6 protein-coding genes are annotated in these 13,803 nt (G+C 57.2%); all 6 read left to right on the top strand.

What is annotated here, in order from left to right:
- Window positions 1–203: 203 nt before the first annotated feature.
- A complete protein-coding gene (locus Q31a_RS25535; RefSeq protein WP_145084315.1) occupies window positions 204–3,470 on the top strand; it encodes a hypothetical protein in 3,267 nt (1,088 codons plus the stop codon).
- A gap of 115 nt (window positions 3,471–3,585) precedes the next feature.
- Window positions 3,586–6,861 (top strand): WD40 repeat domain-containing serine/threonine-protein kinase, encoded by a 3,276-nt coding sequence (locus Q31a_RS25540; protein WP_145084318.1) that lies wholly within the window; start codon window positions 3,586–3,588, stop codon window positions 6,859–6,861.
- 309 nt (window positions 6,862–7,170) lie between these two features.
- Window positions 7,171–8,118 (top strand): malate dehydrogenase, encoded by a 948-nt coding sequence (mdh, locus tag Q31a_RS25545; protein ID WP_145084322.1) that lies wholly within the window; start codon window positions 7,171–7,173, stop codon window positions 8,116–8,118.
- Between the two features lie 342 nt (window positions 8,119–8,460).
- Entirely contained in the window at window positions 8,461–9,234 is a 774-nt protein-coding gene (locus tag Q31a_RS25550; protein ID WP_145084326.1) for an alpha/beta hydrolase, read from the top strand.
- 384 nt (window positions 9,235–9,618) lie between these two features.
- Window positions 9,619–12,039 (top strand): tetratricopeptide repeat protein, encoded by a 2,421-nt coding sequence (locus Q31a_RS25555; RefSeq protein ID WP_145084329.1) that lies wholly within the window; start codon window positions 9,619–9,621, stop codon window positions 12,037–12,039.
- A gap of 189 nt (window positions 12,040–12,228) precedes the next feature.
- Window positions 12,229–13,710, top strand: a complete 1,482-nt coding sequence (locus tag Q31a_RS25560) for a thioredoxin domain-containing protein (RefSeq protein ID WP_145084332.1) — start codon at window positions 12,229–12,231, stop codon at window positions 13,708–13,710.
- Window positions 13,711–13,803: the final 93 nt, after the last annotated feature.

The raw sequence follows: 13,803 nt of genomic DNA on the forward strand, positions 1-13,803 counted from the left end.
TCTAGGAACCGGCCGCTTTTGGCATATTATGACTAGGCCTATACTCGGTGTATTAAGTCACGCAAACGGTTCTACCAATTGTAAGAGTTATGACGACGGCATTTGCAAACGACCGCTGAATCCGTTCGCTGCAGTGAATTATTGCGTCTCTTACCTCACAACAGTCCAATATCAGCTCTTTTGAGTTCGAGGCAATAGTCAGCATGGTGCGTCTTCGATCAGAGCGGTGGTACTCCTCGGATGGACAATCGCGAAGCCGCCAGCGAGTTGCGTCGAACGTTGCTGGCTCACGGCGGCTGCTGTCCCTGTGCTTCCTATTGGCGCTGGTGATCGTGATGATGCAAAAGTCCACCGACCCTCGCTACGTGCGGCAAGCCTTCAAGGCGTTGGGGGTTCCGTTGGACTCCGCCAGTACCGAGCAGGAATTGAACCGAGTCCCTCCGCCAGCAGGCACTGTCCCCCTGCCACCCGTCCCCCTGCCACCGACGACTGCAGGGGAGCATGCCGCGCTTGCACAATCCTCCGCCGAACTTTGGCAGCTTACCTGCAACGATCTTGTGCCGCGTTTGCTGCAAGACGCTACGGCCACGCAAATTGCCAGCTTGGCAAGAAGCTGGTTTGGCACCCCTCCCGAACACAAGAATGCGGCCACGCCCCCAGTGGAACGCCGCGCCGAAGCCCCACTCGAAAACAGCTCACTCCAAGATGAATCGACCCGACGCTTGGAGCAATTGTGGGACGACTTCCAGCAATCCAGCGCCCAGGGAGACCGTCTGCCCACGAGCCCAGATTCCGCACAACAGGCTGTTTCCACGCAACAAGCTTGGAGCCCCCAATTCGAACGATTCCGACGAGAGTGGCAGCAGTGGTGGCAGGAACTCAACCAGGGGGTGGGGTCAGAGGCGAGTTCGGTTAGCGAGGAATTTCGCCGCTCGATCACCACTTATTTGGACGGGCGTTTGGTCGAAGGCACGGAGGACGGAACGGTCTGGAAATCGAGTGAAGCGGTTGCTTTCTGGCGTCTCTTGCAGCGTCCCGCAGCGCCGGCAGCCCCACAGTCTCTCTCCCAGCCCCCCCTTGCTAACACGCTCCAACTGGAATCCACGGCAGGAGATCTTAAGGGGAGCCAGGTGCGTTACCGAGGCTCCGTCCATCGCGCCGAACAACGCCAGAGAATCAATGAGCTCAGCGGATCCGCCGTCGATTATTGGCAGCTGTGGATGCGGGGGGAGGATGAAGCCAGTCAACCAGTCTCGGTTTATACGCTCGATCCAGTTGCACGGCACCTTACCCATGCCGGCAGTCCTTCAGGGGCGGCAGCCATTCCAATTGAAGTCATTGGGGTGGTGGGCAAGCGTTTGGCGTACGCCTCGGAGTCTGGCGTACAAGTGGCACCAACGCTTTTTGCCTCCTCGCTCCAGCTGCTAGAAACACACTCAGAGAACAACCTTAAAACGGCAGAACCCGCTGCAATACGGCGAGACCTCCTTTGGGCGGGCCTGCTGGGTTTGCTGGCAAGTGGACTGGTCCTCACACCGATTTTGTCTAATTGGAAGCGTCGCTCCACACGTCGCCTTCCTCAATCTCCAGCCTCGCGTCCAGGGAATATCAACGTCGGTGCCAAGTCAACGGACGCATCACGGAGGCCCCCTCCCTCAACCTTGGGAGGCTGGTGCATCCTGCTTCTGGCCCAACAACTTTGGCTGGGAGGTGAAGCGGTTCAGGTCCACGCCGAAGACCTACTGACCACCGCTTCGTCCCAGCCAGCAGCGTCCCAGCCAGCAGCGCCCCAGCCAGCAGTGTCCCAATCGGCAGTGTCCCAATCAGCAGGCCCCGCCCAGCAGCCCACGCTCAGGCTTGGCATGCCCGGTCCAAATGGCAATCCGGATCGCCGCAAGCAAGACACCCCACAAGCAAGCGAGGGTCTGCCAGTTGGTCCCGTCCCGCCCTGGGGTAACTCGGATGCCTCAAGCTTAAGCGCGCTGAATTCACTGGCACGCCAAAAGCTCGAGCCGATCTTCTCGCCCAAATTTGGACAGGAGGTAGAAACGTATTTAGCAGGCGGCAACCCGCCCGTTCCCGTGGGCGTCCTGCAAACGATGCGCAGCCTAACACAGCTGGGTTGGCAGAGAGTCAACAACTTGCCTACCCTTGAATTCAATGGTCTAGAGAACGCTTCAGCCAGCGACCGCCTTGAGCCGCGGGCCATCGCTGGCTTCGTCGTCTCCGTCTCCCCTGTTTCATTGACCGAAGAGCAGCAGTCCTGGTACGCCGTCCGCAATGAGCGTCTATACCATCTCCAGCTAGAAGTAGTGCCCGATTTCCTTCGCACGGAACCGGATAGCCTGCTTGCTGGCGCCGCGCGGTCCAACTCCCGCGTTCGCGATGATCCGCAGGGCTCAGGCGAGCAGCCACCGAAGTCGTCGACTACGGCCGCAGCCCAGAGCGTCGACGTTTTTTGTGCATCGGTTCCCAGTTTCTGGCTGGGCGGTGGGACGCTTCGGCAGCCTGCGCGGCTACAAGGACTTGTTTGGCGCCACAGCGAAGGGCAGGGGGCGGTAGACGCAACCGAGGCCGAACTCCCCACATGCCTATTTGCAGCACCTCCGCAATGGCTACTCCCCCAATCCGTATCGCAGGCGGACCTCAAACCAGCGATACCTACCACTCTACGGGAACTGGGAGAACAGGGGTGGGACCTAGCTCAGACCGACTTGGTCCGCAGTCGCAATCAACGGGGATTGCAGCAGGACGAGGCCTCAGCCTTCTATTCCATGTTGCGCATCGTACGCACTGAGACGCCACCAAACGCTGGCCCTGCAACGACGGGACAGCCCGTCGAGCCACGCCCCGACCAGCTCACTCCCCAAAACGCATTGGCAGAGCCTCGGGACAGCCTGGGAGAACGAGTACGCTGGCGTGTCCGGCTGGTTTCCTGCAGTATCATTCCAGTTTCCGCTCCAGCCGACCGCAAAGCACTCGGAAAAGACGAATACTTTCAAATCGACGGTTTTGTAGAGCTCGGGAACCAACGCATTCTATACGCCATGCCCGGTTCAGACCTTGCTGAGAATGGCGACACAGAATTCGTTGAATTCGAAGGGGAATTCCCCATTACGATCGTGCTTAGTGGCGGCTCCGAGTTGGTGGAAGCTCAGCGAGGGACTGAGGGGGAATTAAGTTGGGACCTGGGAGGTTACGCTTGGCTTGAAGGCAGGTTTTACCGCCTGTGGTCCTACCACTCAGAAATGCTCGAACAGACTCAGGCAGCAGCGCGACAGGCGGCTCCGCTAGTCGTAGCTGCTAAGCTCACGCAGGCGACGCCACCAATTCGAGTGACCTCCGCCCCCATCGGATGGTTTGGCTACGGCTTGGCAGGAGCAACGCTTTGCTTTTTGGGTGTCCTGCTGTACTTTGTCTTTTCGCCCGATGCATCGCGTCGCCACAGAAGATCGCCGCGCATAACTTAGTTTTCAGTTAAAATTCCGAACTCTTTGGCTCACGAGCGATGTGTTGCTAGATTAGAATCGTCATGAGGATCAATACCAGCGTGCCGCAGCGTGCCCAAGCCATGGATCGTCGAAAATGACGCCTAATCCCGACTCCTCTAAATCGAAAAGGCTCGAAACGCCGACGGCATTCGATGGGGAAGTGGCTACCGATCTCTCACCAGAATATCAAGATCCGGAATCGCACGCCCCCCCGGAATCGCATGTGGGAAGCGTCGTAGGGGACTACCGTGTGCTGAGCGAAATTGGTCGTGGAGGAATCGGTGTGGTCTACCGAGCCGTCCACACTCAGACGGGCAAGACGGTCGCTCTCAAATTGTTGCAGCGGAGCTACGGCGCACAGCGTAGGCATCTAAGGCGATTTCGGCGGGAGGCACAAGCGGTTCAATCGCTCAAACACAATCACATTGTGCCATTGCATGAATCGGGAGAGCATCAAGGCGTCCATTTCCTAGCCATGGAATTGATTGCAGGGCAAACGCTGGCTGATCTAATCACCGACCAAGCCCGATGCCGGCAGGCCACCGAGTCGGCGACACTTGCCAACGATGATGAGCCGACGCAGTGTGAGCACAAGAAAATTCTTCCCAGCATAGCCTTTGAGGATCTGGCACATTCGATCGCAAACATTGCCGATGCCGTGCATGCAGCCCACTTGGCGGGCGTCATCCACCGCGATATCAAGCCGTCCAATATCCTCCGCGACGATTCAGGCAAACTTTGGCTGACCGATTTTGGGCTCGCAACCCTCGGCAACGAACACACCGCACTCACCTTGACGGGAGACGTGCTGGGGACCCCGGCCTACATGAGCCCTGAGCAAGCCAGTGGATCGACCGAAGGGGTCAGCCCACTGACGGATGTGTATAGCCTTGGTGCATCCCTGTTTGAGTTGACGACGCTACAAAAACCCTACCTGGGTAGCCGTGATCAAATACTCCTCGGCGTGGTGCAAGGCGACTTAACGCCCCCTCGCAGAGTGCGTTCGGGTATCCCTCCAGCACTTGAAGCCATCACGCTCAAAGCGATGGCGTTCTCGCCAACGGGCCGGTACGTCAGCGCCGCAGAACTGGCCAGCGACCTTCGCCGTTTCGCGGGCGGAGAATCAACGCTCGCCCGCCTACCCTCCTGGCGAGAACGCCTTTACCGATGGAGCGAACGCAATCCGTTGGTAGCCTTGGTAACGCTCGTTGGCGTCAGCGCTACCATCGCCGGTGTCTTGATCGTTCAGTCGCTCAACTCGAAAACTTTAAGAAACGTCAACCTGCAACTGCAGCACTCCAACCAGCGTCTACGGATCACCAACGAGCAATTGGCGACTCGCGAAAGCCAGCTGAAACAACAACTCTATGTATCGGATATGGCGGTCGCCTTTAAGGCCTATGAATCCGGCAAGTTCCTAACCGCGCGAAAGCTGCTGGAGCCCTACGCAGCGGAGGATGCGGAACCGGATCTTCGCGGCTTTGGCTGGCGGCTACTCAACAAACTGACGGCTCCACCGGAATCGATCTTATTAGCGTACCACAGCGGGATGGCGACTGAAAGCGCTCTGTTTGACGGTGGTCGACAAGCACTTTCAGTAGGGCATGACGGAGAGGTGCACCAGCTCGATCTTGAGGCAGGTACCGAATTGCGACGCCATACCATGGGAGGAAAACTCGATGCGGTTGCGGTCGCTCCCGATGGCAGTTGGATGCTGGTCGGCATCCATGCTCCCACGGGTGTTCACCGCGTCGCCTATCGCGATTTGGACAACCAAAAGTCGCCTACTCAACTTGCAACAATCAATGAAATTTCCAATTGGAAATGGCATTGGACTACGGTGGAATCGCTAGCGGTATCTCCCAATGGTGAGTTTTTCGCCTCGGCCGATCGCTATCAAGAGCTTCAGCTTCATAGCGCAGACGGCGCATCCATTCGCAACCTAACCAACGACTCACGCAATGAATCGTTGGCCTTCCTCGATCAAGGAGAATGGTTGGCATGCATCTATCGCCACACAAGAGGTGCGGCCAAACTCCGCGTCTTGAGCACCTCTAGCGAACGCAACTTGGATTTCGAATGTGGATTCAGTCCCAATGTGCTGGCCTATTCGGGGCACCGTCCCGGTTCCGAAACGTCGTGGATCGCAGTCGCAGGCGTCGATGACATCGCGATCTTTGAATGGCCGAGTGGCGAAAAAATCTCACGCTTGAATAACGTTTCGGCAAGAATTCGCTGCGTCGACATCAGCCACGACGGGCGAGTCGTGGCCGCTGGATGTGACGAAGGGCTCATGCTAGTCTGGCATGCCCGCGAAGCGGAACACGCCGGCGAATTTCGACCGCCGCAGGTAATTCAAGCCAGCGATCAACGCATCACGAGCATCAAGTTGCGACCAGACAGCAATGCGTTGCAACCAGCAACCTTCCAGATGGTGACCACTTCCGAAGATGGGGATGTGCGGCTCTGGAAAGTGCCTCGCCCCATTCCCCCCGCTCCAGGCATCGCTGGGCTGCCGCCAGCCGCTCTTCAAGTCTCCGATGTATGGGCAGTCAATCGCTACGCAGACCAGATGTATCTACGCTTGCAGGGCGGCGAAATCGTAGAATTCAATGGTGAGGATTCCCCCAGCCGCGTGCTCGCCAAACATCCCTGTGATGAGTTTGGACGCATCTGCTCCGTTGGCTCGGAAAACCTGATCGTCGCTGCTGGACAAGCAGAACTGCTCTTCCTCGACGCCCAAACGGGGTCCGTCCGCAACCGTCTGCCGGCGTCGGATGCAGAGCAAGATTGCCAAGACCTCTTGCATCTCGGTGAAACAATCTATGCGCTTTACCAAAACCACCTTCTGCTAATTGACACGCATTCGCACCAAGTCAAATCTACGCTTTGGCTTCCCACCAAGGATGCCAAGCAACTCTTGCAAGTGCCGCAAACAGAGGATGTCCTGGTCGTTGCGGAGGGTGCGATCTACCAGATTCGAGATCCGCAACTCGCTCCCCTAGCCGAAGCGTCATCGGCGGCAAGTCTCTTCCGACTGGCGACATTCTCTCCAGCCGGAGATCACCTTGCAATCGTGCAATCCAATCGCACCCTACGCGTGCTATCGACCGACGGATTGCAACCACCCATCCTACTGCGGGGGCATCAAGAAGCTATCACTGACTGCATTTTCATCGATGACGGGGCTACCTTAGTCTCCTCTTCGGTCGATAGGACGCTGCGGTTTTGGGACATAGCCACAGGTCGCGAACTGGGCGTGCTGAACCAGCCTGAAATGCAGACTCAATTTCTGCACTATTTTGAAGCCACGCAAACCTTGTTCTGTTCGGATCAAGGCAGTGGATTTCAGTTTCTGCCAGCCCGCTGACGCTTCTGGCAAGCTCGTTGGGGAAGCAATTCCAGCCGTCACGTCTACTTTGCAAGCTTCCCCGGCTTGACTGGCTTGCCACGAACCTCATACTCGGATGCATGGATGGTTTGGCACCACCACGCAAGCTACCGGAGAGCTAGAGGCGTCCTGCTTTAGACGCACTAACCGCTACAACCCCGCCAGCTTCCGCACTTTAAACGATTGCGGTGCGAAACAACTGCACTGGGAAATTTCCCGGTATGGAATCCCGAACTCTTATGTCTGGTCGTCGACCAGCTAGCTGTATATCCCTTGGAGAAAATTCGAATGCGTCGAGCCAAAATCACGATTGTCGGAGCTGGAAACGTTGGAGCAACTTGTGCGCACTGGTGCGCCGCAGCGGAGCTCGGCGATATCGTGTTGCTCGATATTCCACAGGCCGAGGACATGCCCAAGGGGAAAGCACTTGACCTGATGCAGGCCTCCCCGATCATGGGCTTTGACAGCGCGATCAGCGGTACCACCTCCTATGCCGATACAGCCAATAGCGATGTCGTTGTGATTACCGCGGGTATTGCGCGCAAGCCCGGTATGAGTCGCGACGATCTCCTCGGAACCAACGCCAAGATTGTCGGCTCCGTGGCCGAGCAAGTGAAACAGACTTCTCCCAACGCAATTATCATCGTCGTCAGCAACCCGCTCGATGCGATGGTGCAGCGAGTCTTGCAAGTGACCGGTTTTCCATCCAACCGAGTGATTGGTCAAGCAGGCGTGTTGGACACCGCCCGCTACCGAACGTTCTTAGCAATGGAATTGGGCGTTAGTATTGAGGACATCTCAGCGTTGCTGATGGGTGGACATGGTGACACAATGGTTCCCATGCCGAGCTGCACGTCGGTTGGGGGTATTCCCATCTTGCAACTCCTTGACGCCAAGCGGTTGGAAGAGATTGTGGATCGCACTCGCAAGGGCGGCGCTGAAATCGTGGGCTTGCTCAAGACGGGTAGTGCCTACTACGCTCCCGCCGCCGCCACGACTCAGATGGTGGAAGCCATTGTTCGTGATAAGAAACGTTTGATCCCGTGTGCCGCCTACTGCGACAAAGAATACGGCGTCGGTGGTTTCTACGTTGGTGTACCTGTCATCTTGGGAAGCGACGGGGTCGAGAAAATTGTTGAGCTCACGTTGACCACACAAGAGCAAGCCGACTTCAAGAAGAGCGTCGATGCGGTTCAAGAATTGGTCGAAGCGATGGGCAAGCTGGTCAACGCCTAAGGCTAGGCAGACCACGCACGAATCGCCTCCTGCAGCTCTCCCCGATGCCGAGCAACTCGACAAAGGGGGGAGCTAATGCTTGCAAAAGCCAAGTAACGCTCGCCTCCAGTCAACCACCGAACTTATCGACGGGCCGCATCAAAAAGCGGATAGAATTGGAATTCCAATCGATCTCTGACGTTGACTTGAGATGCTCACGCGAATAAAACCCTTGGAGAGAGTTGAGGATGGTTGTGGCATAGTTGGTTGCGCAGCGTAGAGCTGTTTTTCGATGACCGCCCCCACCGTCTTGGACCTGTAGTGATTGTCCTACATTCCACGAATCTAAAAGATTGGCGACTAATGCGAAATCGTCTCTGTAGCTCTGAGGAGCTGGTCGGTCGAATCGAAAAGTTGCAAAGTTCTAACCCTGTCTGCCAACTTGAAGATCCGTCCTACTTGGAGCATCAGATCTGCCTGTTTGGTCCAGAACGCTACGAACCACGCTACGAATACCCGCTGGTCGTTTGGCTGCACAGTTGCAGTAGCGGTGAACGAGAGTTAGAGAACGTGATGCCAGCCTTGAGCTTGCAGAACTACGTGGCCTGTGCACCTCGTGGGACCGTTGCTTGCGATCCCGAAGGAAAACTCTTCCGCTGGGGAAGCTCCAATGCTTCAACGGCCATTGCCGAAGAAATCGTCTTCGACACGATCGAGATGGCTTGCTCCCAGTTCTCTGTAGCCAAAGAACGGATCTTTCTAGCTGGTTTCGGCGGCGGCGGCTCAATGGCTTGGCAAATTGCCTTGCGATACCCCAAACGCTTTGCTGGAGTCGTTTCGATTTGCGGACAATTTCCGCAAGAACATCGACCACTGTCCAATTACGAGAACGCTCGAGACCTCCCCTCGTTGTGGCTCTACGGCAACGAATCCAATACGTGCGGTATCCAGCAGGTATGCGAGTCGCTGCCGGTCATGCACGCAGCCAGCCTGGCGGTGGATATCCGACAATACCCGTGCGGAAACGAACTGCTGAGCAACATGTTGAGCGATACCAACAGCTGGCTTATGGAACGCGTCACCAGCCAGCCGGCGGCGGTCGAGCAGTGTGCCGAAGAGAGTTTTTCGCGCAACTAGGGACTTCTATAACGACGCGATCTCGTTCCCCCCGCCTGCGAAGCAACTAGCCTGTAGTGGTGGTGTGCGTGCGGTGGCGAGATCCAGCAGGGCTCGGTGATCTTCTCTGGCAACACGTGCCCCGGCTTGCCGCACGAACTGCGCAATCGCTAAATTCGCTATCCTCCGATGCAATTGGCAAGCGTGGGTGAGCGAATTTGTTTTCTCCATCCATCGAATCGTGTGCCACACTTCGTTGAGCCGATTCAATGTTGAGCCGATTCACAATTGCGCGTTCCCGGCATGTCAGCGCCTTCTCCGCCACACAGCACTTGAGTTGGACGGGGGGCTACAAGCTGTAGCTGTTGGGAACTGCCACGGATCTTTTTTGTTAATACGCCAGCCATGTTTAAGAAAAAGCTGCCTCTGCTAGCTGCGGCGGGTGCCGGCGCCATCCTCGTTTTTGGCGTGCTATTCACCTACCTGCTGGGAGGCGGGTTGAGGGCAACTGAAGAGCTGAACCTGGCCATGCGACTTCTCGATGAGGGGCGCTGGGATATTGCAGGACGCATTGCCCGAGACCTTGAGGATGCCAGGGCGATCGACCCAGCGGCCAACGCCAGCTGGAACTACGTCCAAGGGGTGTCCAATGCGCTGTCGGTAGGCGGTGAGCTCGATACCCCACGCAATCGCCGCATTCTGCTGGCCGCCACGGAGAATCTCGCTAAGGCCGAGGAGCTCGGCTTCCCCCTAGGCTACCAAGGCAAGGGAAAATTCTATCTAGGTTGGTGCTACTTCAATACGTACCAATGGGACGCTGTCAATGAAACGCTGGCCGATGCCGAAAAACTCTGGCCCCAACGCCGTAGTGACGCCTTTCGCATGATGGTGGTGGCCTACCTGAGGACCGTTCCAGCCCAATTGGACATGGCACAACAGCGGCTCGACCAATGGGAGAAAATCCCCGGCATGTCCAAGAGTGAATTGGCCAGAATCAGTCTTTCCAAAGCTCAATTGGCTTTTCAAGAGGAAGACAACTTCGGCTGTGAGGAATCGCTTTTGCAGGTCGGTTCCGATACCCCGGAGTATATCGAAAGCCAATTGTGGCGGGGGCGCTGGCGCGCCGTCGAAGCGAGCCAACTTCCGGAATCCTCGTCCAAACGCGAGCTGCTCCTCTCCGAGGCACAGCAAATTTTCGGCGACATCGTGCTGTCCCCACTATCGGCAATCGAGCCGAGGCGCCAAGCCATGTTCCTATCGGCCAAAGGGCTGCGCATGATGGGAAAACTCAACGAAGCTTTAGGGATGTTCAGTAGCGTCCGGCAAGGCAATTCCAAGTCTGCCGAGGCCATTGCCTCCGGCTTGGAAGAGGCAGAAATCCTGATGGAGCTGGACCGCAAAGACGAGTCGCTGTCCACCTGCAAGTTGCTATTGAAAAACGTCGAAGACTTGGCCCTCTACAATGGACTTTGGCTATCCATCGAAGAACTTCGATCGCGTCTGCTCGATCTCGGCCGAAGCCTGCTGCGCGAAGATGACTTTCGCAGCGTCGTTAAACTGGCTGAGCACCTGGCGATGGCCTTCCCATTGTCCGACTCCGTTCGACTCAAAGCCGAGGCCTACGAACAATGGGGCGATCGTCTCAATGTGCCTACCGCTGAAACGAATCCCGAACAACAGCGTCAAGCGGCTCACAGCAAGTATCTGGCTGCCGCCAACGAGTATGCACAGCTCGCACAATTGGAGCTGACCTCGTCGGAGTACCCCGATGTCCTCTGGCAAGCGATCCAAAACTACCAACGCGCCGATGATCTCAATAGCGCGAATCGCCTGCTCACCAATTACTTGCAATATGAAGAACGCCCCAAGCGTCCCCGAGGCTATCTGGCACTCAGCCGCAACCGACTCAACGCCGCCAAATGGCAATCCGCCGTTGCTCCTCTGGAACGATGCCTGAATGAATACCCCGGCCATCCCAGCCTCTTTGAAGCGAGGCTCTTGGCCGCCAAGGCCTACTCAGAGCTGAACAAGTTGGACGAAGCTGCCGAATTGCTTGAATCCAATGTGCTTGACTACGACTTGGAGCCCAACAGCGACACCTGGCGGGACTGCCTATTCCAATGGGGGCATATTCTCTACAAACAAGGAAATCAGCTCCTGCTCGATATGAAGGTGGCCGGCAATGCTGGTAATACAATCGAAGAGCGGCAAGCCAAGATCCTGGAAAGCCAGCAATATCTGCTCGATGCCATCCGACGCTTAGGCCACGCCGTGACTCGCTTTGCGGAGGACCCCCGCCACTACGAGACCCGCTACATGCTGGGCAAGTCCAATCGTTTAGCGGGCGAAACCTTCCTGCAATTGGCCAACTCCCAAGAGATTCTGGTCGATTCGGCCCGCCGCGATCTCCTGCAGAAGCGCAAGCACTACCTCGATCAGGCTGCCCAGGAATTCCGCTTTCTGCACCAGTCCCTCAGCAAGCGGCAAACGGAGCTCGATGCGTCCGAGCACCTGCAGTCGTTGCTCCGGAATTGCTATTTTGGAGAGGCCGACACGCTGTTCGACCTTGAGCGGTGGGAGGATGCGATGCAGGTTTATCGCAACGCGGCCAGCCGCTACATGAATCGGCCCGAAGCACTCGAGGCGCTCATGCAATTGGTTGCCTGCCATCAGAAAATGGGGGATGAGGCCGAGGCCAGTCGCACGCTCGCCCAGGCCGAACAGGTCTTGAAACGGATTCCGCCCGAATTGGATAATCAATTTGCGAAGTTAACCAGAGCCAATCGCGCCGAGTGGACCGACTTGCTCAAATGGCTTCGCCGCTGAATTGCACTTGCGTCGAACTGAACATCTCGCCAAACTCCGGCGAGCTTGAGCAGGAAGCTCTCGCACTTGTCTCGCAGTTCACGAAGTGTTGCTTTTCCGCCCGTGTCGAGAAAACCAAGCGTGAATGCAGCAACGCTCGCAATTCAGTGACAACCCGTTGTCACTCTATGCCCTTTGGGAGGGAATCCAATGGCAGGATGGTTATTAGCAGCCGTCATGGTAGCTGTAACAGGCGGGAACTCCGACTGTGCAATCGTTCAATTCACCGCCACTTGGTGTGAACCATGCCAACAAGTGCAACCTGCCTTACAGCAGCTCCAGCAAGACGGCTGGACGGTCTACTCAGTCGACACCGACCAGCAACCCGAGGTGGTCAAGCAATACAGCGTCGATAGCCTGCCGACACTTATCATCCTCAGTAGCGGTCGCGAAGTAGATCGCATTGTGGGGGCAGCTGCCTACGAAGTAATTCAGCAACGCGTGCAGCGCGTGGCGGCTCGCAATCAGAGCACTCAGGCCTTACCAGCCCCAGCTCCGCAGCAGCCAATTGTTCGCGGACAGTCTCCATCCACATCCTCGTTCCCACTATTGTCTTCAGTGGCCAATGCAGGGTTTTCCGCCTCCAATCCGGCGAGTCCCAGGGAGCTAGCTCCAGCCGCTCCGCCTCCCCATACACCGCAAGTGAGCCCAGCCAGTTTTTCAGGCACGCCAGTGGCAGTTGAGAACGCAAGTTTCTCCCGTGACGCCGCTCCTCCGCAAGCGGTCGCCTCCACGCCGTCGGCCCGCACCAGCCTGTCTCCAGAACAAGCGATTCGACGTGCTGCTCAAGCCACGGTTCGCATTCGAGTCGACGAAGCCAACAGCACCGCTTACGGAACGGGGACCATCGTCGACCTGCACGGTAGCGAAGCGCTCGTCCTGACTTGCGGCCACCTATTTCGAGAGATGACGCCCGGCTCCCAGCTCACGGTCGACCTGTTTGCCGGTACGCCGCAAGAAATCAATCTGCCAGCCCTGCTGATCGATTTCAAAGCGGAGGGAGACGACATCGGTTTGCTCACCTTCCGCACACCCGTCGCACTCGATCCGGTTGAATTGCTGCCCCGAGGTACCAAGCTCAATATCGGCCAGGATGCGTTTAGTTTCGGCTGTGACCACGGCTCAGATCCCACGCGACGCGATACCAAGATCAAAAATATCAATCGCTACATCGGAGCCGCCAACGTTGAAATCTTTGGCGCCCCGGCAGTGGGACGTAGCGGCGGAGGATTGTTTGATACCCAAGGTCGGTTGATTGGCGTCTGCAACGCGGCTGACGCGGCCGATGATGAAGGGATCTACGCTGCGGCCGACGTCGTCTACGCTCAAATCGAGCGACTCGGATTAACGCATCTTTTTGAAGCTCAAACGCAGGGAACGCCGACGGTACTGGCGACCAGTAGCGGATCTCCCGTGGTTCAAGCGGCAAGTTTTTCGGATACGCCGGCCCCTACGGTCTCTCCCCGCCCCGCAGCGAACCTCCCCGACCTCACGACTCCTCTCGCGTCCTCGCCCTCCGGCCAACAGATGATCTGCATCGTCCGTGACGGCACGGGGCAAGACCAAGTCTTGACCATCAACTCCCCCTCTCCCCAACTGCTGGACGCGATTCGCGCCCAGGGCAATCGCTAGCCGCATCCCACAGCCCGCATCCCGCGCCTCTCGGATTGCGTTGCGTTACTTCCGCACCAAGGCTGGAATCCCTATAATTTGCCCAGTTTAGGT

This window comes from Aureliella helgolandensis (genome assembly GCF_007752135.1).
GTDB lineage: Bacteria > Planctomycetota > Planctomycetia > Pirellulales > Pirellulaceae > Aureliella > Aureliella helgolandensis.